Below are 20,432 nucleotides of genomic sequence, written 5' to 3' on the forward strand. Positions count from 1 at the left end.
TCTGAGGTAACCCACATGCCCCTTCGACCCGCGCGGCAGGGCGAGCTGAGTCGTTCTCCACGCACTGAGTCAACCGCGCGACTTGGACCGATGCTGGCGGCGATGTTCCTGCTCAATGTTTTCGGCTATGCAGCGATCGGCGGAGTGCTCTCCGTTCTGTTGCCGACGCAAGTCAGGCTCATCGCCGGGAATGCGGCCCCGTCCGCCCTCGCGCTCATCACCGGTGCCAGCGCGATCGCCTCGCTCGCAGTACCCCCCATTGCCGGCCTGCTCTCCGACCGCACCCGAAGCATGTGGGGGCGGCGAACCCCATGGATCCTGTTCGGCGGCCTCGCGACAGGCGCTTCACTCCTGCTTCTCGGTGCGGTCGGATCGATCCCTAGCCTGCTCATCGGCTGGTTCCTGGTGCAGGGCACCGTGAACGTCGGCCTGAACGTCGTCCTGGCGACCATCCCCGATCGGATCCCACCGCGGCGCCACGGTCTGGCCAGTACCGTGCAAGGGCTGGGTCTGCCCGTCGGGAGTGTGCTCGGAGTCCAGCTCGGAGCGTTCTTCGTGGACTCCGTACTGACGGGCTACACGGTGCTGGCAGCGGCCTTCGTGTTCGCCTCAGCCGCGTCGGCTTGGGCAGCCCGGGAAGCGCGACGCCGTCCGGAGGGCGGGCGCGTGCCACGCACTGTGGGTGAGGACGTGCGGCAGCTGTTCGCCAGCCTCGGCTCCCGGGACTACCGTTGGGTCTTCGTCTCGCGGGCCGTGCTGTACCTCGGCTACAACATGGTCAACGGATTCACCCTCTACATCCTCCAGGACTTCATCGAGCCTCCCCCAGGCACGAAACCCGCCGACGGCGTCGCCACCGCCTTGACGATCAGTCTGGTGTTCCTCACCGTGGGAACCGTCTGCGCCGGGCCTCTCGTTGACCGGTTCCGCCGACACCGCAGCTTCGTGCTGGTGTCGTCTCTGCTGCTTTCCATTGCGCTGTTCGTCCCTCTGGCGTGGCAGACGTGGCCCGCGTTCCTGGTCTGCACCGCACTCAGCGGGTTCGCGCTGGGCCTTTATCTCGGAGTGGACCTGGCTCTGGCGACACTCGTGCTGCCGAGGGCCGGTGACACCGGCCGTGATCTCGGCGTGTTCCACGTCGCACTGACCGCACCTCAGGTCATCGCCCCCTTCCTCGCCTCACTCGCGGTGACGACTCTGGGCGGCTATCCAGCGCTGTTCCTTCTCGGCGGCACCATCGCGCTAATCGGTTCCTTGGCGGTCCTGCGGGTCCGTCCGCAGGCCTTGGCCGAGGAACACCATCTCCTGGAGACCGCATGAGCAAGACCCAGCACCGTGCGATGCCGACGGCAGTAGCCGAGGGGGCGATCCGCAGGCTCAGCGGATTGCCCGAGAGCGCCGTCCGCGTCAGCATCACCGAGCGGATCGGCGACGGGTTCCGGGTCCTGTCAGCCGATGGGGTCCTGACCATTGTCGCGTCCGGCGCAGGTTCGGCAGTCGCCGGCTATGCCGCCTTCGCGCGCCGGACGGGTGCCGCACATGTCTCGCGCCTCGGGACCCGTCCGATCGGAGGTGAACTGCCGGCAAAGGCAACGGTGTCGGGCGACGCCGCGATGGGCCATCGGATCGCGTACAACTTGACGGTCGGCGGTTACACGACCCCCTTCTACGACTGGGCGCAGTGGGAGCACGAGATCGACCTGCTCGCGGCTGGCGGGGTGACGGCAGCTCACCTGACGCTCGGTCAAGAACTGGTCCTGCTACGGACATTCCTGCAGTGCGGATACGAGGAGCAGGAAATCCTGCGCTGGCTGGGACCACCGTCGCATCAGCCGTGGCTCTGGCTGAACAACATCCAGAACTTCGGCCGCGGTACCAGCAGGACCCTTGTCGAAGACCGGGCAAGGCTGGCTCGCAAGGTGATCGAGCGGATGCGGGACCTCGACATCGTCCCCATCCTCCCTGGGTTCAGCGGCACGGTGCCGCCCGACTTCACGAAGCGCTGGACCGATACGCGCACAGTGCCGCAAGGCCGCTGGTTCAAAGACGTCGTCGGCCCGGTACGGCCGGACTGGCTCGATTCGACCACCGATGCCTACGCCGCCGTCGCGGAGATCTTCTACGCGGAGCAGCGAGCCGCTTTCGGCACTACAGGGATGTGGGCGGTGGACCTGGTCCATGAGGGAGGTCACACCGGCGGCACCGATCTCGGCTCGGCAGCGCGCGGGGTGCAGAAGGCGATGACGGCCGCCGACCCGGACGCCACGTGGGTCATGCAGGCCTGGTCCGGTAACCCACGTCGAGAACTGCTCGACGCCATCGACACCGACCGCGTGATCGTGCTCGACATCACCGGTGAACACCATGGCGAGGACGGGTTCGGCCCAGCACCGTGGGCGTGGGGAATCCTGCCCAACTACGGCGGCAGAACGGGTTTGTACGGTGATCTGGAAGCCGTGGCGGCCCTTCCCCGCCGATGGCGGGGAGAGAGCCGGCTTCCCGGACTCGTAGGGATGGCCAACATGGCCGAGGGAACGGCGAACAACCCCATCCTGTGGGACTTGTTCAATGACCTCACCTGGGCCGACGAACCACTTGATCTACGAGAGTGGGTGCGCGAGTGGACTGCGTCGCGCTACGGCGCTGCCGACGCACAGGCCGACGAGGCATGGCAGATCCTCATGGCCACGGCATATGGGCCGTGGCGCCATATGCACCAGGGAGGCCTGCCGGCCGAGACCCTACAGGCACTGGCCGGCGTCCCGGTGGACGCCTCCCATGTGCATGGTGCGCCCGAGTTCGCTGAGACACTCGTTCAGGTGGCGGACGCCATGTCCGAAGCACTGCCGCCCTACGCCTGCACCGACTCGGTGATCGCCGCTGTCCCGAGTCTGGACGCCAACCAGGCCAGCCTGTTGGGTCCGCGCGCCCTCGCTTACCCCGAGGGAGCCTTGATCCCAGCACTACGAGCGTTGCTCGGTGCCGCCGAGCGACTGGACTCGCCGGGAATGCGCTACGACCTCGTCGACGTCGCACGCCAGGTCGCGGAAGACGTGGCCCGAACCGCCCTGCGCCTCGTCGCGGACGCGGCGCGATCAGGCGATGTGAAAGCTTACGACGCCGCCGCGCGTCGCCTGCTGGTCCTGATCGATGCGCAGGAGGCCGTGCTCAGTACGAACGAGCACTTCCTGCTCGGCTCGTGGCTTGCCGACGCCCAGGCATGGGGATCGGACGAGGAAGAAGGCCACTACCTCTCCATGGAGGCCAAGCGCCTGCTGACTTCATGGGGCTACGAGGACGCAACCGTCCTGGCCGAATACGCAACTCGTTCCTGGGCCGGCCTGGTGGGTGACTACTACCGCTCCCGTTGGGCGCTCTGGCTCGACGAAGTCCGACAGACCCTCGTCGGTGGGAAAACACAGCCCGTCGACTGGTACGCCCGGGCCGACCAATGGAGCCGGGCGCACACCGTCTACCCCGACCGTCCCAGCGGAGACCCCAGATCAGCCGCGGCCGCTGTCCTGGATCTCGCGATCCGGATCACCGAGAACCCATGAGGACGTGAGCGCGGGCACACTCCCGTGTCGCGGACGCACGCCGCGGGTTCCACCACCAGCTCTCCACACAGCTGATCCGAGAGAGCCAATCGGTCGCCGTGGAAGACCTGGCCGTCAAGGGACGCGCCTACACGCCTGGCCAAGTCCGTGCACGACGCCGGATGGTCCGCGTTCGTGAGCATGCTGCAATACAAGGCCGCCCGCGCACCTTCATAAGAATCGGCCGCTGCGAGCCGACGTCTCAGGTGTGCTCGCGATGCGGCGTCCAGGATGGCCCCAAGCCTCTGCACGTCCGGGTTGGACCTGCGGGACCTGCGGGACCGTCCTGGACCGGGACTGCAACGCGGCGGTCAACGTCGCCAAGGCGGCCGGACTGGCCGTGTCAGCCCATGGAGCACAGGCACGACGTGCACTCGTGCCCGTACCGCGCAACGAAGCAGGAACCCCCTGGACACCACAGCCTTCAACGGCGCGGTAGGACGGTGACGGGAAGGGAGTGGTCCCAGGAATGTGTGGCCGAGTCCTGTTCACCTACGCAGTGGTGCGATACCGGGAAGCCGGCCATCATGCTCTCCCGCCGAGGGCATCCGGGTCAGCCAGTGGTGATGGTGAAGGGCCCGTTGTTCGCGAAGACGAGCTTGGCGAAGTTCTCGCCGATGCGGCGATGTCCTTCGGGGCTGGGGTGGATTGCGTCCGGCAGGGGGAACTCATCGTGGTCGCTCTCGCCGTAGAGGTCGAGTCCGTTGAGGTAGTGGAGGTTGGGGTCCTCGACGGACCGCTGCCTCACGATGTCCGCCAGGACGTCGCGGATGATCCTGAGCGTCAGCCGCCCAGCGGCGGTCTTGGCCGGATCACCGGTGGCCTTGAACTTCAGGGTTCCAGTGGAGAAGTCCGGCATGAGCGGTCCGGGGGTGTTCTCGTGGGTCGGGCACAGGATGGGGGAGATCAGGAGCAAGGGGGTTGTGGGGTGGCCCTCGCGGATGGTGTCGAGGAAGCCGTGGATGGCGGGGGCGAAGGCGCGCAGGCGCATGACGTCGCTGTTGACGACGTTGATACCGAGCTTGAGGCTGATGAGGTCCGCGGGGGTGTCGCGCATCGCGCGGGCCGTGAACGGGTCGACCAGTGCGCTGCCGCCGAATCCGAGGTTGATCAGCTCCACATCACCTGCTGAGGCGGCCAGTGCAGGCCAGATGGTGCTGGGAAAGACGGCGTTGGATCCGTGGCTGATGGAGCTGCCGTGGTGCAGCCACACCCGGCGCCCCTTGTCCGGGGCGGGCTCGACGGGGGCGTCGGTGCGTAGGGCGATGACCTCGGTGATCTCCGCGTGCGGGAGCCAGATCTCGATGTCCTTCTCGCCGGTGGGCAGGTCGGTGAAGTGGGCGGTGCCGGCGGGGCCCGGGGTGAATTCCGCAGCCTGGGTCTGCATGTCAGTGATGGTGCGCAGGTTCCCGCCGTCCACGGTGGCCTGGGCGGTGAGGCGGCCGTCGACCAGGAGGTCGTAGATGCCGTCAGGCGGGGGCGGGAAGCCCCGGTATGCGCGCTTGGTGGGCAGGGTGTCCAGGTGGATGGTGGTGGCGCTGGTACGAAAGGCCAGCCGGACACCGGAGGGCTGGGCCTCGGCCACGGCCAGCAGATCGTCGGGGATCTGCCGGCGCGCCCAGGCAGGCAGCCGGTGCGGCAGCAGGCCGGCGGCGGTCTCTTCCACGTCGAGGTGTCCGCGCATGAAGTCCGCGGTGAGGGGGGTGGTGATCAGGTTCTGTCCGTTGCTCATTGCTTCAAGCCTCTTGTGATTCGGAGGGTGAGGTTTTGGGGCTGTACGGGAAACTGTTGCGGGTGACGCGGCTCGGTCAGGGGGTGGACCGGTTCCGCAGTGCGGTGTCGAGGCAGTCCAGGATCCAGACCCAGGACTCCTGCGCGGCGATGTCTGTGTGGTCGAAAGCGCCGGCCCCCTCCAAAGAGGCATAGCCATGGAAGACGCTGCCCAGCATGCGGACCGCGTGCGTCTGATCCGGCTCACTCAGGTCATAACCACGAAGGATCGCGCGCGTCATCTGGGCGTGCCGGACACCCGCGCTGGCCGCGGCGGTCTGCGGATCGAGCCGGTACCGGGCCGCTTCGTACCGGCCGGGGTGCGCCTGGGCGTAGTCCCGGTAGGCGTTCGCGAAGGCCGTCAGGGCGTCCTTGCCTGCACGCCCGGCGACGGCTTCGGCGACCCTGTCGGCAAGCTCCGCCAGTGCGAGCAGTGCGATCCGGGTCTTCAACTCGTGAGAGCTCTTGACATGCGCATACAGACTTGCCGGCTTCACATCGAAACGCCGGGCAAGCGCGGACAGGGTCACCTGGTCGAAACCGGCCTCATCGGCGAGTTCCGCACCAGCGAGCGTCAGCCGCTCCGGGCTCAGTCCTGCCCGAACCACAACCAACACCTACTCTCATTATGCCTATAGCGAGTATAGATTAACCTACAGTCTATAGGCAAAGAGGTGTCTCTTTACGGTGCGGGCGCTCCGTCGAATGAGGCGAACGCGACGGCAGAGGGTCGACGCAGCCTCACAGGCACCCACCTTGATTTCGCATAGAGGTCACTTCATTCGGTCAGGCTGCGGCAGCGGATGACAGTGCGGGCGAGGCTCGTGACGGCGAGGAAGTGCTCAGCCTTGCGCTCGTAGCGACGATGAGACGGCGACATCCAGCGAGCCAGGCCATCGTGCGCTCGATGGTCCAGCGGTGCCGACCGAGTCGCTGCGAGGTCTCGACTCCCTTTGAGCCATGCGGTGTCGGATACCTCGCTGGGACAGCCATCGTCGCAGGTGGGTGCAGTCGTAGCCCTTGTCGGCAGGCAGCCTGCCGGGCCTACGTCGACGAAGACCTCACCGAGATCGGATCGGCGGTATATCGGATCGGCGGCATGCCCTTCACCAGTGGGCTCAGAGCCTGGCTGTCGTGGACCTTGGCACCAGAGATCCGGCAGACAGGAAAGTCCGCCCCATTCACCGCAAAATGAACGGTGCATGGACCTGCGGAACCAGCCGCCCCGGGCTGCCCCAGGAGTGCTGCGCGTGCGGCACGCTACGGGCGTTCTGGTTGCGGCACCGGGGCGGCGCGTGCTCGTCAGGGTGTCTTTGGGCGCGGGGCGTCCGCCGGTCTGTCGTGTGCCGCATCGGCGGACTCGGTGTTTGAGAGTGCGGCGAGGAGCCGCAGTTTCTCGTCGCTGTCGCTGCCCTTGTCGGGGTAGTAGACGACGAGGATGACGTCGCCGATGGCGAGTTTGTCGCGGTGCAGACGTAGTTCACCGACGACGGGGTGGTGGACGGTGGTCGTGCCTCCGTCGAGACTGCGGACGTCGTGTCGGGCCCACAGGGTACGGAACCGCTGACTGGACAGTGCGAGTTCTCCGACGAGTTCGACGAACCGGGGGTTGTCGGTGTCGTCCCCGATGGTGGTGCGAAGGGCGGCGATGAAATCGGCCGTGGCTTTCGCCCAGTCCTGGTGGAAGGCTTGTTCCTCAGGATCAAGGAGGAGAGAACGCAGCCGGTTCTGTCCGGGCTGCAGGCGGGGGGAGAGTGCGACCGCCATGGGGTTGGAGGCCAGGACATCGAACGCGCGCCCTTCGACGAACGCGGGGATCTGAAGGTGAGCGAGCAACTCGTGCACGCGCGCCGGTACGTGCTCGGGCCGCTTGCGCCGCGGCGCCCTGGGACGTGCCGCCGCGAGGCCGAGCAGATACGTCCGCTCGACGTCGTCGAGCTGCAGGACCCGAGCAAGTGATTCGAGGACCTGCAGGGAGGGGTTCTTGTCACGGCCCCGTTCCAGGCGCAGGTAGTAGTCGGGACTGATTCCGGCGAGCAGGGCGACCTCCTCGCGGCGCAGGCCAGGCACGCGGCGGTTGCCCCCGGGCGGGAGTCCTGCCTGTGCCGGAGAGACCAGTTCGCGTCGGGCACGGAGGTAGCTGCCGAGCTGGGTGCCAGATTCCTCGTCCTTCATACCAACACCGTAATGCGGTGCACGTGTCCCAGAGGGGGCCCTGGCAGGACCAGGGAAGACGGGGGCCCTGGCACACCCGGCGGATGCCGTCAAGACTGCGATAGCACTGTTTCGGAAGAGGCAGAGAGCATCACTGTCTGTGCCGCGGGCCTGAACGCCGGCGGCGCCTTGGACTGAAGGGAAGATCCCGTGGATCTCTCCAACCGCACCGTTCTCATCGTCGGCGGAACCTCGGGTATCGGGCGAGAGCTGGCCCGGCGGTTCGCTGCGGCGGGCAGCACCGTGGCCGTTGGCGGCCGCAGCCCGGAGGCACTCTCGGAACTCGCTGAGGAAGGCTTCGGCACGATCAGCATCGACGTCACCGACGGTGCTTCCGTCGCATCTGCCCGTGACGCCGCGCTCGCCCGATACCCCGAGCTGGACACCGTGGTGACGATGTCGGGCGTCATGCTCCTGGAGGACCTGCGCGACCCCGCGCACTTCGAAGCGGCAGCAACGACGATCGACACCAACCTGCTCGGCACCATCCGGGTCATCGACGCCTTCACCCCGCACCTGATCCGGCGGGGTAGCGGCACCTTGATCACCGTCACCTCCGGCATCGCCTTCCTGCCGTTCCCGCCCATGCCCAGCTACGCTGCCTCGAAGGCCGCGGTGCACGCCTACTCAGAGGCACTGCGCGCGCAGCTCGACGGCACCGGCGTCGGCGTCGTGGAGCTCGTCCCCCCTGCCGTCGCCACGGCAGGACAGGAAAAGGTGAACCCGCACGCGCTGCCGCTCGACGACTTCGCCACTGAGGTCATGCACCTGCTCGCACAGGACCCCACCCCCCACGAGATCCTCGTGAAGGGCGTCCGCGTGCACCGCTGGGCCGAGCGCGACGGCACCTACGACGACCTCGTCGCACAGCGATCCCAGGCCCTGGCCATGCTCCCCAGCCGCCAAGGCTGACGCCCTTCCCCCTCCCGGGCGGCAACGGTTGCAGCGGGGGGCGTCTCCCTGCTCACCAAGGTGGGTCAGGGCAGAGTGGCACCGCTCGTGCAGGTCCCAGCATTCGCAAGGCCATGTGCAGCACCAACGCGATAGAGACCGTCAACGCCCGCATACGCAGGGGCGTTCGCGCCCGCAGGCACTCCCCCTCGAAAGGAGGGTGAGTCCAACGACCCTGTGCGCACGGTGAAGCCTGCCCCGGTTCAAGACCGGGTGAAGGCATGGACGTGGGGCAGATCGGCTGTTCGGACCTGGTCGATCCAGCGCGTGAGCGCATCCGCAGTGGACAAAGAGGCGACTCAGCCACCGAGGTAGAACGTTCGGTATTGACAGGCACACGAGAGTCGCCTGATCATGGCAAGTAGATCGAACGTTCTCCCTCGCAACTGGGTGGTGCCGTCATGGTTCTCCGTCGCTGGATCCTCTTCCTGAGCGTCGCCTTGGCGGTCGCGGCCGGCCTGGCGCTACCAGCCGTCGCCGGGACCGAACGCGGCATCCTCGCGGTGCTGTTCATGGGAGCCGCGGGGACCGCCGTGAGCGCCCACACCACTCCCTCGAAGTCCGCCCCCACGGCTGATAAGACCCCTCAGCCCCTTCCGGTCGCAGCTGACGAGGCTGTCGAGAAGCAGACACCTCAGAGGAAGGAAGTCAAGGAGGTGGCAGCCGAGAAGACCGACGTGCGGACCTATGCGGTGAAGCCCGGCGATTACCTTTCACGCATCGCCGACGAGCAGGACGTCAGCGGGGGTTGGGAGAGGCTCTACGCCGACAACCGTGAGGCAATCGGAGCTGACCCGTCACTGATCCGCCCGGGTCTCAAGCTCGTCATCGGCGGTAAGCAAGCCGAGGCTGCGGCCCTCGAGTCCTCAGCGGCCGACTCGTTCACTTACCAACGCTCCGGAACGAAGAGGGCCGGGACAACTGCACCCGCGCGGAAGAGGGCCGGGACAGTCGTCCCCGAGTCGTCGCCGGTCGCCTCCACTCCCAGGTCCCAGTCGCCCTCCAAGGACTCCTCCGACCCCAAGCACTCCGAGTCGAAGACAGCCAGGAAGGCCACCACGGCATTCAAGGCCACCGGCAGCGTCAACGGCTTCACCGCCCCGGTCACCGGCGCCCCCCTCGGCACCGGCTACAAGACAGGGGGCAGTCTGTGGTCCAGCGGCCACCACACCGGTGTCGACTTCCTCGCCGCGGCCGGCACCCCGCTGAAGGCGGTCGGTGCGGGCACCGTCGTCTCGGCCGACTGGAGCGACGCGTACGGCAACCAGGTCGTCATCCAACTCGCCGACGGCTACTACGCCCAGTACGCCCACCTGTCCGCGCTCTCGGTCGCCAGCGGCCAGGCCGTGACCGCGGGCCAGCAGATCGGCCTCTCCGGCGCGACCGGCAACGTCACCGGCCCGCACCTGCACTTCGAGATCCGCACCACGCCGGACTACGGCTCGGACATCGACCCGGTCGCCTACCTGCGCACCAAGGGTGTCTCCATCGGCTGACGGGCCCTCCCCCACGAGAACCGCCCACCGGGACCACCACGAGAGCCCAGATGGAGCCGTTCACCGCCGATGGGCAAGAGATGCCGGTGGTGACCGCGTGGGCCGTGGTTGGGGGCCCGTCGTTCCGCGTCGGCATGCAGCGGAAGCGGACGTGCTCACGGGGGACTACGGTCTGGCATGCCTGACGGACCGGCCCAAGTGGGCGGTGCGGGTGACGGGCCAACCGGGGAACCGGTCGGCCCGCTCACGCCCGAGGCTGCACAACCCTCGACGTGGACCTGGCGTATCCGCTCGTCGAGAACGGTCAGATCCTGGTGCGGTCGGGCGCCGAGTTCGCCATGCGCCACGGACTGACCTCGTTGCAGGTGCCAGGACCCTACGACGGCATGCTCACCCATCCCGACGAGATCGCTGATGCGATCCGGCCCGACTGACGCGTGCACCTCACGGCAGACAGACACTCGCTGGCAGGGGTGAATGTCGCGCAGTCATGGGCCAGTTGAACCGCCAACGGCAACCTGGCACCCCGCGTGACCGCAGACAGACGGGGGACGATGGCCGGCCACAGGAAGCGATCCACGCACGGCCGATAGTGCCTGCTCGCCGCATATCGTGATCGAATCCCCGGCGCAGGACACCAGAGGGCGGAGCCATCGGCGCCGAGCAAGCGGGGAGCCGAGACGGCGTTGCCGCCTTGCGGATGAGCATGCCCAAAGCGGTCGGGTGAGCGCCCACACGGCTCCCGAGCTCCGTTGTCAGCACTGCCGCCTTGGTGGCGGGACGGTTCGCCGACGAGGGCGGTCATCCTCGCTACCGTCGGGACGGGCCGAAGGGACTCCCCGGCCCGTCCCGACGGTCGTCACCGCCCGACCACAGCGGGCGTACCACCTTCCTCGGTGCCCCACACATCGGCGTCACCCTCCAGGTAGTCCGCGGAGGTGGTGACACTGCTGCCCGGTTCTGCCCTCTGTGTGGCGTCGTCGCCAGTCGTCGCGACCCTGGGGGCGGGTGCCAGGAAGGTGTCGTCGTCCTCCTGACGGTGCCACGCGTTACGGCGTCGACGGTTGCGTCGCTCGCTCTCCTCCGCCGCGTCGACCAGAACGGCACGTGTCCGCTCCCCGTTCCCGCGTTCGCCGCCCGCGCCCGCGCCGGCGCCGCCCATGCCACCCAGCGGGGGGGCCGGGGTGCCGGGCGCGCCGGGGGCGCCGGGGGCGCCCATTTGAGGCGTGAGCGGACCGCTTCCACCTATGCCAGGACCGAGGGGTGGTGCGGTGTTCGAGCCCTGCGCAGCCAGCGATTCGGAGCCGGGTAGCGAGGAACCGCCGAGCGGGGCGAAGTCGCCCCCGCCGCCACCAATGGGCAGGTCGGGCAGCGGCACGTTCCGAGTTGTGCTGGGGCCGCCGCCGACCGTCTCATTCAGACTTTCGCCCGGCCCGGACGCGGGGAGATCGAGATCGGGCAGATTGAGGTCGGGAGTGTTGAGGTCAGGAACGTTGATATCGGGGGTGTTGAGATCCGGCAGGTTCACCGTCTCTTTGTTGCCCTGTGCATCGGTGACGGTGGTGGCACCGGTGTCGGGATCGATGGACTGGGTGCTGCCGTCCGGGAAGGTGGTCGTCAGCTTGCCGTTGTCATCTAGGACAGTGGTCGAGCCGTCCGGGTTGGTCACCGTCGCTCCGTGGGTGAGATCCACACTCGTGGTGCCGCCGTCGGTGCCGGTGGTGGTCAGGATCCCGCTGTCAGAGTCGAACGTCGCCTTGCTGCCGTCCGGGAACGTAGTGGTGAAGTCGCCTTCGTGGGACGTGGTGTGCCCGCCGGTCGGGGACTCCAGACCGGTCTGGCTTGTGTTGAAGTCCCCAAGGTCTCCCAGGTCTCCCAGGTCTCCCAGGTCCTCCAGGCCGCCTATCGTCTGCGTCGGCAGCTTGATGTCATTGGAACCGCCCTGGCCGTTGAGGTTGCCGAGATCCCCCAGGTTCGTCGTGACCGACTTACCGTCCGGATCAGTCGTGACCGCCTCCCCCGTCGCCGGATCAACCGTCTGCGTCGACCCATCCGGGAACCTCGTCGTCAACTTCCCGTCATCACCCAGCGACGTCACCGAACCATCCGGATTCCTCACCGAGTTACCGCCACCCAGATCCTCCGTCGTGACCTGCCCATCAGGACCAGTCACCGTCACCGTCTCAGTGTCAGGATCAAAGACCGAACTACTCCCGTCCGGGAACTCGTTGACCACCCCACCGTCATCCGTCAGCCCCGTACCACCACCCGTCGGTGTATCGAGACCACCCCCACCCAGACCACCGTTGAGGTTCCCGAGATTCCCCAGGTTCGTCGTCACCGACTTACCGTCCGGATCAGTCGTGACCGCCTCCCCCGTCGCCGGATCAACCGTCTGCGTCGACCCATCCGGGAACCTCGTCGTCAACTTCCCGTCATCACCCAGCGACGTCACCGAACCATCCGGATTCCTCACCGAGTTACCGCCACCCAGATCCTCCGTCGTGACCTGCCCATCAGGACCAGTCACCGTCACCGTCTCAGTGTCAGGATCAAAGACCGAACTACTCCCGTCCGGGAACTCGTTGACCACCCCACCGTCATCCGTCAGCCCCGTACCACCACCCGTCGGTGTATCGAGACCACCCCCACCCAGACCACCGTTGAGGTTCCCGAGATTCCCCAGGTTCGTCGTCACCGACTTACCGTCCGGATCAGTCGTGACCGCCTCCCCCGTCGCCGGATCAACCGTCTGCGTCGACCCATCCGGGAACCTCGTCGTCAACTTCCCGTCATCACCCAGCGACGTCACCGAACCATCCGGATTCCTCACCGAGTTACCGCCACCCAGATCCTCCGTCGTGACCTGCCCATCAGGACCAGTCACCGTCACCGTCTCAGTGTCAGGATCAAAGACCGAACTACTCCCGTCCGGGAAAGTGCTGGTGATCTTTCGATTGTCGGCCCTGGTACCGCCGCCGGTGGGGTTCAGCAGGGAGGCGCCGCCGTTGAGCCCGGTCAGGGCACCCAAATCCTGAGTGGTCGGGGGCGTGTCGGAGTCGCGCGTGTCGCCTGGATTATTGTTCAGACCAGCGAGAGCCCCCAGGTTCTGGGTCAGGGCTTCGTTGAAGTCCTTCGTCCCGCCCGGGCCGTCACCATTCAATCCGTCCGGAGCGTCGGTATTCTTGTTAGTCACATCATCGGGGACATCGTTCGTACGGTCGTTCAGGTCTCCGAGGTCGCCCAGACTTTCGGTGGTTATTTTTTTTCCGTCCGGTCCGCCCCCACCGAGGAGGCTGTTCAAATCCTGGCCGCCGCCCACGGGATTGTTCAAGTCGCCCAGACCATCCTCGAATTTGTCGGCTTGCTCCTGGGCCCTTCGCTCCTCCTCTGCCTGCGCTTCTTCCTGTTCCTTACGCAGCTTGTCTTCGTACTCCTTCTGCTCTTTCCTGTCCTGCTCTACTTGCCGCTTCTGCTCCTCCTCGTACTCCTCCTGCTCCTTATGGTCCCGCGCCTGCTGCTCCTTCAGCTCCTTCTCGTACTGCTCCTGCTCTTCATGGTCCTGCGCCTGCTGCTCCTTCAGCTCCTTGTCGTACTCCTCTTTATCCTTCCTGTCTTTCTCGTAGTCCTCCTTCATCTTATTGAAGTAGTCTTCCGCTTCTTCGTTCTGCTTGTCGATATCCTCGCTCTCGTCATCCGCCTTCTTCTTCGCGTACTCTTCGGAGGCCGTTCCGGTCGACTTCGGCTTGGGAAGGTTCTCATTGAACACCCTTGCCAGGTCCAGAAAGTGGTTGTTCAGTGCGGACTGCACCACGGCGGCCGGCTTTCCGAGGTATTCGTCGACACCCTGGTTCCATATGGTGACCGCCTTGTCGCCGACCTTTGCCCAGTTCCCGATGTCGGACAGGTCGCCATACTCCGGGTGGACCTGGGAAAATCCTCCCTGCGGTATCGCGCCATAGGACACCGCGTTCTCATGAGAGACACGTTCGATGTCCACCTTGGTGACGTTGTTCGCGTCCACCCATTGAGCCAGGTCGTCCAGGACATACCGCAGTACCCTGTGCGGGTCGAAGTACGGAGATGAGGCCCACTCGTACCATGCTTCCAACAACGTCGCAGTGGAATCCTGCAGGTACATCCGGGCCTGTGACAGAGAGCGCGAATATATTGTGCTGCCACTGGCGTCCTCCGTCCCAGGCGGAGTGGAATTGAATGTTTCGACGTAGCTGTCGTAGTTCTCGCGGATCTTCTTCAGCAAACTCTCGAAGACCTCCGCCGCCTCACCCTTCCAGCTCGCGTCGTCCCGGCTGAAGCGGTCCTCCCAGTCCTTGAGCACCACGGCCTGGTCCTTGAAGAACTTGGCCGCGTAATCGAAGGACTCACCTGTGGCGGTGAAGGAGCTCAGATCCACCGCATCGCTGCCCGCGACATTCAAGCCGCTGAACTGAGTGTCTTGGGTGTTGCCACCCAACAGGGCACGCAGCGCAGCCCGGGGGCCGTTCATGTACTGACTGAGCGGAATCGTACTGAACTCGTCCTTGTGCCAATCCTTGAAGTCGTTACCCGCTCTATTGGATTTGGCGTCGGAGAAAATGATCTCGTTGCCGTCCCTCACACGGCCTTCGAAAACGATGCGAGCTTGGTTCAGCGAACCGGACCCGCTGTTGTCGAAGAACCATATGTCGTAGTCCTCGCCCTCGTTCCTCAGAAAGCCGGAGCCTTCGATCACCGAGTCGATGCTGTGTTTCTTGATGTCCATCCGGAACAGCTTGCCGCCGTGCTCGGAACGGAGCTTGTCGAAGATAGTGGCGCGGTCCGGTACCGGGAAGCCGGTGAGGTGGGTGACCAGACCGGCCCAGGTGTCGTCCGCTGAAGCGCCGCCACCGTCGAACTTGTCGACGTTGGCGACGGAATTGGGATCGTATCGATCGGCCACCTGGGCGCCTTCCTAGTCTGTCGTCGGTTCCGGCGCATCGGTACCCCAGTGAGATGCAGCCGGGTGTTCTTGTCCACGGTGGGCCGAGTCCGCCCGACATCCGTCGGTGCGATGACTCAGCTCGCGCCGCCCGTTTCTTCCGCTTCTTCGGTGCCCCCCGAGGTGAGGGCGTCGACATCCTCGAAATTCATGAGCAGGGTCTGCGCGTCGATCTTGCTCAGGTTCTCGTCCTTGATCTTGATCGCCCCATCGATGGTCTCGGTCAGGGCCGCCTTCACCTCTTTGAAGAGGGACATCTGATCGGAGAGCAACTTGTCGAGGGCGGTGGCCGAGGTCCGCACACCCTCCAGCAGCGTCGGCCCGGAGACGAGTGGTTCGGAGGCCATACGACCGAGACGCAGAAGCTGAGTGTCCTGCCCGAGGTTGTCCGGAGTGGTCTGTCCGTCGATGAGGTCGATCAGCGGGCGGATGCTGGCCCCGTCGCCGTCCTCGCGGTGCTTCCTCGCCGCGGCGAGCACCGGCTCCACTTCGTTGTCGCGGAAGTTCTCCATCTGTTTGATGTTGAAGTGCTTGACGTCGGCCTTGTCACCAGCCATGGAAACGTTCTCCTGCCGTTCGGTACCGGACGGAAAAATGTGGTGGCCGGCCGTGTGCTTCTTGCGCGCGGCCGGCCACCTGCCGGGAGCCGAAACCGCCCGCGCCCACATCACGTCGTCACATGGGGCGACCGCGCGGGCGGGTTCGACACCTTCCACTCGCACGCCCCGGACGGCGTGGCTTGCCCTCCGGGGCGGCGAGGGATGAAGGGAGCTGCGCTAACGAACCCGCACGCTGCCCCAGTTGTCGGCGCTCTTGCGCATGTCGCGATGGTGGCCGTCGTGGATGTCGGTGAGCAGACCGCCGGTGCTGTCCAGGAGCATGCCCATGTTGTAGACGGCGCCATTCCACTGCGCCTGTACCTCGCGGTACTTCTCCTGGTCGACACCCTCCCAGGATGCGATGAGCGGCCGGAGTTCGTCCTCCAGGTTGTGCAGGACACTCGCGATCTGCTGCGTCTGCGCGCGCAGATCCTCGATGGCTTGCCGGGTTACGGCGAAGTTCACGCTAATGATGCCGTCGGCCATGACGTCTCCTCTCGGGTGACCGGGCGCGAGCCCGGACGGGTCAGGGGTAGGACCTCACAAAGGGGCCGCTTCCCAGGTTGACGGAGTGATTCAGCTGAGCGCCTGGAAGACGCCCGCCGAGGTCTGCCGCGTCAACTGCTCGGACTGCTGCACGTTGTGCTGTGCCAGCTTGTGGGCGGTCCACACGTTGTCCTGGAGCGCTTCGGACATTTGTTTGATCTGCTCGACGACCTTCGCAGCCTCGGCGTTCCAGCTGTCGAACAGCTTCGACAGGCCCCAGCCCTCGTCGCCGGCGATGCCCGAACGAGCGGCGATCTCAACGACGTTGTTCTGGACTCGTTCGACCTGCTGCTGGGCCGTTTGCAGGGAGGTGACACCTGCCAAGCCCCTGGAATGATCCGCTTTCCTTGCGCCAGTGTCGGCCATGTCATGTTCCTTTCATCGCGTTGGTCCTGTCACGGGCAGGCTTTCGCTTTTCGAGGCTCAGGAAACCCAGCGCTCCACGCAAGCCCTGCAGGAACCTTCTAACATATGTTGGCCGTCACAATTAACGTTCGGGCCAAGGGAGTTGTTCCAAGGCGGCAGCCAAAAAACACACGTGTCTCACCTTGGGTGGGTGATGTGCGCTTTCACCGGATGCTTACACCGGACGTTTCCGCCGCGGACGCCAAACAGGCAGACGAAGACGGCGATCGGTCATCGGCGCCCGTCCCGTCCCGGGCATATAACGTGCATTTGATACCTGTTCTTCACATTGCCGAGGAGGTGAAATCGCCGATTGACCGTCATACCTCTCCTGGTCGGGGTCGTAGAGCGATACGGAGGTCGCATCACCAAACTCCGAGCATCCGTAGGCCGGTTCAGTGGCCCTTTTATCTTGCGGGGCAGATGATGGGATGGCCGGTGGCCGACTGTCACATCGGGTGCGCGCAGGGTCCACTGCCCGGTGACGGTGTCAGGACGGGAGTCGACCGCGAGCGGCTGTGATTTCGTGGCTCCAGGCTCGGTGGCGGGCGAGGCGGAAAGTGCAGCGCCGACCGGTGGTGACGCGCTGGGCGGCTGCGGAGAACAGGACGAACCGCAGGGGGCAAAGTCCGCAGAGACAGGCCCTGCGCAAAAGCCGGTCCTGCGGGCCGTTTCGACCAGCAGGAGCGACTCGGCCCGGGAGATGACCTGGCGGCCGTCGTCCTGGCCGCGGACAGAGGGACAAGGCTCCTGCCCGCCTGCCGGAGAGCCCGCTTCATGAAAGGGCGCCGGCGGCAGTGTCGCCCGCCTTGTAGTCGTTGTCCGCAACGGAATCACGTTGCCTCGTGCTTGTCCCCGCAGCACACTTTTGCGCCGTGACAACGGACTTGGCGGCACCCGAGGCGGCGGCAGGGTCGAGGTCGGGCCCCGTAGGAAGAGCCGACAGCAACGGCGCCGGCACCGAGGCGACGTCCGAGGCTCCGTACCCGAGGGCTTTCAGGGAATCCTCGGTCGGGACCCGGTACTTCACGCCGTCGTCGGAGACCAGATAGGTGGTACCGGCGTGCGCGGCGCCGCTCGCGTGCAGGGCCCGCACCAGAGCCCCACGCCCCGGCCGGACCACCGTGGCATCGGTGGGGACACAGGCAGGCCGCGACGGCTGGAGGGCGGCCTTGGAGGCCACGACCGGGGTGAGTTCGCTCAACGGCACCATGACCGAGCTGAGCCGGGCGCCACTGTTGTCACCGTCCACCTGCGCGCACAGCGCGCTGCCGCGCGGTGTGGACTGCGGGACCGGCGGAGTGTCCGGCAGCTCCGTGGACCCTGCCGTGGCCGAGCCTGGTGCCCGGTGCTCGCGCAGCGCGTCCGCGCCCAGCGTGCGGGCCTCGGGCGAACTGCCCTGGTAGGCCTCCTTCTGGGTCGCGGGATCACCCAGCACCAGAGCGGCGCCGAGCGGGGTCAGTGGTACCAGGCCGTCCTCGCGCAGCAGGTGATAGGTGCTGTCGGTGCCGACCACACTGATCTTGAACACCTGTCCAAGGCGGGTGGCCTCACCTCCCAGTTCGGGCCCGGGGTCACCGCGTCCCGGCACTTCGGGAGACTTCAACGCGGGTCCCGGCGCCAGTGCGTCCAGGAAGGCCGCGGAGACCGGCATCGACTGCGTGGCGCCGAAACCGAGAGCGTTGCGGGCGTCGGAAGCGCGGTCCAGGGGCAACCTGCTGCCGCGCCACACCAGGTACTCGGTGTCGTCGGGGCCCTGCACCAACACCGCGCGGTCCGCGTCGACCGCTCGAGCCTTCACGGGTGCCCCGGCCACCAGAGTGGTGCTGCCGGGCTTGTCCACCGCGGTGTTCGTCTGGCTGCCGGTCGTGTCGAGCAGTGCACCGTCCGGCCCGGTGACACACATGTTCCAGGCTCCGTCTTCGAGCCGGCCGGACGCCGGCACTCCCTCTGGGGCACCCGGGATGCCGACCGGGGCGCCCACCGGTACGTCGAGCAGTGAGGCGCTGCTGACGTCGGTGGTCGCCAGATCGGAACCGCCGATCAGCCGTGCGGAGGCGTAGTTGCGCACGGGGTGCAGTACACCGTCGGTGTCGGTCCACAGATAGCGGGCGCCGGTCTCCCGGTTGACCACCAGGTGCTTCCCGTCACGCCAGCCGTCGTTCCCGCCGGGCCGCAGCAGGCCGAAGACAAGGGCACCCGCTCCGACCAGAATGGTGAAGAGTACGCCGAAGACCACACCCCGGGTGGTGCGCCCGAGTGGGCTTTCCGCGGCGTCGGGATCCCCCATCAGCAGCGCTGAGCTGAGTCTGCCGATCATGAAGGTGTGGGCATTCACCTGGTCGCGCCTGGACTGCACGGCTCCTCCTCAACTCCTGTTTCCACCACCCCGTTTCCGTACGTCAGCCGAAGAGGCCGCGCAGCCAGCCGAAGAGTCCCGTCACCCAGAGAGACAGGGGCAGCAGGGCCACCGCGAGACCGGTGTGGGCGATCTCCGCGGCCCGGCCCCAGTACGGCAGAACGCGGCGGCCCGGCACGGTCCATGCAGCGATGACCAGAGCGGCGGCGGCGGCCAGCATCACCGCGAAGACCACGACGCGTTCGTCGCCGTCGCTGCCGAGCGCCCAGGCGCGGGCGAGCAACAGCAGACCCCACAGCCCGGGAACGGTCAGAGTCAGTCGCTGGCCGAGGTGCATCAGGCCCCGGGCGTGCAGGAACAGCATCAGGCACAGTGCGAGCGCGGTCAGAACCTCGGGCAGGTTCGGGTGCTCGGCGAGGACGACCAGGGCTCCGGCGTTGACGAGGCCGACGACAGCGAAGAGCGTCGTGACCCAGTGCCCCGCCAACTGCGTCCGCTCCGCGACCTCGTTGCCCGCATGAGGCTCGATGCCCTCTTGGAGCTGCGCGGCCGTGGTCGGCAGCGCGGGCATCCGCATGCCGGCCAGCTTGAAGGCGAAGGGGGCCACCGCCCCAGCCGCGAGCGTGACCGCCGTCGCCACCAGCGCCGCCGAGGCGGGCAGGCTCAGGTCGCTGTAGCCGATCATGGCCCCGCCGAGCGCGCCGATCACTGCGACCACCGCGGTGGCGAGCAGGGCCGGCGCTCCGACCGCGGTGACTGCGAGAGCGAGGACCGCTCCACCCGCGCCCGCCGCCCCGGCGGCGACCAGTCGCGCGCCGGCGACCTGGGCCGCGTCGGGGCCGGTCAGGTCGCCTCCGGGCAGGAGCCAGCCGGCCAGTGCGAGGCAGGGCGCGACCAGCATGCCGAGGGCGATGGCGGAGGCACGGTCGCCGACGGCGCGACTCGCCGAGCCCGCGCCCGCGAGCAGCAGCAGGCCGGTCACCGCCACGCAGGCGACCCGGGTGGAGGCTGAGTCCGTGACGCCGGGCCACAGCGCCAGCAGGAGGGCGGCCAGGACGGTCGCCACCACAGCGCCGATCAGCACTCCGCGGGCCGACTCCGCGTGCCAGGTGTGCAACGACCGGCGCACGGTGTCGGCCATCCCGTCCACCAGGTCGTCGAGACGCGCTTCAGGCAACGCCTCGGTGTGCGGGCGGAGGTGGAGAACCGCTCCGTCGGAGAGCCCGGCCTGACCCAGGGTGGTCTCCTCGTCGAGCGGGGCGTCGCCGAGCCGCTGCAGCACCCAGCCCGCATGGTCGAGTCCGGCCTCCTCGGTCTCCTCACCCACGTATCGCAGCAGCGTGGGCAGGAGATCGGCGACCGGCACGTCGGAGGGCACGGCCAGATCGACGGAGACACTGGGCGCGCGTACGGTCAGGCGGCACAGTTCGGCTATCGCGCTGTCGCTCATCAGGCAGGACTCTCAGTTTTCCGTGGGGGCTTGGCCGGAGGCCTTGACGTTCTGTTATTGATCAGACG

General features: G+C 66.8%; 14 protein-coding genes and 2 pseudogenes. 6 read left to right on the forward strand and 10 right to left on the reverse strand.

Features of this window, described 5'->3' with window-relative positions; all coding sequences use genetic code 11:
• The first annotated feature begins 102 nt into the window (after nt 1-102).
• The 3 genes and pseudogenes from M2163_RS02490 to M2163_RS02500 form a co-directional block, all read left to right on the forward strand.
• Nucleotides 103-1,320 carry an MFS transporter gene (locus M2163_RS02490; RefSeq protein WP_280892987.1) on the forward strand — a complete coding sequence of 406 codons (1,218 nt, stop codon included), beginning with the start codon at nt 103-105 and terminating at the stop codon, nt 1,318-1,320.
• Nucleotides 1,317-3,557, forward strand: a complete 2,241-nt coding sequence (locus tag M2163_RS02495; protein WP_280854734.1) for an alpha-N-acetylglucosaminidase — start codon at nt 1,317-1,319, stop codon at nt 3,555-3,557. The genes M2163_RS02490 and M2163_RS02495 overlap by 4 nt, the downstream gene beginning before the upstream one ends.
• 8 nt (nt 3,558-3,565) lie before the next feature.
• A pseudogene (locus M2163_RS02500) lies at nt 3,566-4,035 on the forward strand (RNA-guided endonuclease TnpB family protein); the annotation flags it as partial.
• Nucleotides 4,036-4,149: 114 nt separating this feature from the next.
• Here the strand turns inward: M2163_RS02500 and M2163_RS02505 are convergent.
• The 4 genes and pseudogenes from M2163_RS02505 to M2163_RS02520 form a co-directional block, all read right to left on the reverse strand.
• Entirely contained in the window at nt 4,150-5,328 is a 1,179-nt protein-coding gene (locus M2163_RS02505) for a GDSL-type esterase/lipase family protein (protein ID WP_280892988.1), read from the reverse strand.
• A 76-nt stretch (nt 5,329-5,404) separates the two neighbouring features.
• Nucleotides 5,405-5,974, reverse strand: a complete 570-nt coding sequence (locus M2163_RS02510; RefSeq protein WP_280855134.1) for a TetR-like C-terminal domain-containing protein — start codon at nt 5,972-5,974, stop codon at nt 5,405-5,407.
• A 170-nt stretch (nt 5,975-6,144) separates the two neighbouring features.
• Nucleotides 6,145-6,521, reverse strand: a pseudogene (locus tag M2163_RS02515) (transposase); the annotation flags it as partial.
• Between the two features lie 147 nt (nt 6,522-6,668).
• A complete protein-coding gene (locus M2163_RS02520) occupies nt 6,669-7,541 on the reverse strand; it encodes a helix-turn-helix transcriptional regulator (RefSeq protein WP_280854732.1) in 873 nt (290 codons plus the stop codon).
• A gap of 189 nt (nt 7,542-7,730) precedes the next feature.
• Between M2163_RS02520 and M2163_RS02525 the strand changes: the two genes are divergently transcribed.
• The 3 genes from M2163_RS02525 to M2163_RS02535 all read left to right on the forward strand — a co-directional run bounded on the left by M2163_RS02525 (nt 7,731) and on the right by M2163_RS02535 (nt 10,461).
• On the forward strand, nt 7,731-8,492 hold the full coding sequence (locus tag M2163_RS02525; RefSeq protein WP_280854731.1) for an SDR family NAD(P)-dependent oxidoreductase: 762 nt from the start codon (nt 7,731-7,733) through the stop codon (nt 8,490-8,492).
• A gap of 440 nt (nt 8,493-8,932) precedes the next feature.
• The gene (locus tag M2163_RS02530; RefSeq protein ID WP_280854730.1) at nt 8,933-10,027 is read left to right on the forward strand and encodes a M23 family metallopeptidase; all 1,095 of its coding nucleotides are present in this window, start codon (nt 8,933-8,935) and stop codon (nt 10,025-10,027) included.
• Between the two features lie 272 nt (nt 10,028-10,299).
• Complete coding sequence (locus tag M2163_RS02535; protein ID WP_280854729.1) at nt 10,300-10,461, forward strand: hypothetical protein; 162 nt, start codon at nt 10,300-10,302, stop codon at nt 10,459-10,461.
• Nucleotides 10,462-10,886: 425 nt separating this feature from the next.
• On the opposite strand, the gene M2163_RS02540 is transcribed toward M2163_RS02535, so the two are convergent.
• The 6 genes from M2163_RS02540 to eccD all read right to left on the reverse strand — a co-directional run bounded on the left by M2163_RS02540 (nt 10,887) and on the right by eccD (nt 20,364).
• The gene (locus M2163_RS02540) at nt 10,887-14,966 is read right to left on the reverse strand and encodes an AAWKG family protein (RefSeq protein ID WP_280892989.1); all 4,080 of its coding nucleotides are present in this window, start codon (nt 14,964-14,966) and stop codon (nt 10,887-10,889) included.
• A 116-nt stretch (nt 14,967-15,082) separates the two neighbouring features.
• On the reverse strand, nt 15,083-15,562 hold the full coding sequence (locus M2163_RS02545; RefSeq protein WP_280855133.1) for a type VII secretion system-associated protein: 480 nt from the start codon (nt 15,560-15,562) through the stop codon (nt 15,083-15,085).
• A gap of 219 nt (nt 15,563-15,781) precedes the next feature.
• Nucleotides 15,782-16,090 (reverse strand): WXG100 family type VII secretion target, encoded by a 309-nt coding sequence (locus M2163_RS02550; RefSeq protein WP_280854727.1) that lies wholly within the window; start codon nt 16,088-16,090, stop codon nt 15,782-15,784.
• 90 nt (nt 16,091-16,180) lie between these two features.
• Entirely contained in the window at nt 16,181-16,516 is a 336-nt protein-coding gene (locus M2163_RS02555) for a hypothetical protein (RefSeq protein WP_280854726.1), read from the reverse strand.
• An 814-nt stretch (nt 16,517-17,330) separates the two neighbouring features.
• Nucleotides 17,331-18,914: a type VII secretion protein EccB gene (eccB, locus tag M2163_RS02560; protein WP_280854725.1), complete on the reverse strand. Its 1,584-nt coding sequence runs from the start codon at nt 18,912-18,914 to the stop codon at nt 17,331-17,333.
• A 43-nt stretch (nt 18,915-18,957) separates the two neighbouring features.
• On the reverse strand, nt 18,958-20,364 hold the full coding sequence (gene eccD, locus M2163_RS02565) for a type VII secretion integral membrane protein EccD (protein ID WP_280854724.1): 1,407 nt from the start codon (nt 20,362-20,364) through the stop codon (nt 18,958-18,960).
• Between the last annotated feature and the right edge of the window lie 68 nt (nt 20,365-20,432).

Origin of the sequence: Streptomyces sp. SAI-135 (genome assembly GCF_029893805.1) — a bacterium.
Lineage (GTDB): Bacteria > Actinomycetota > Actinomycetes > Streptomycetales > Streptomycetaceae > Streptomyces.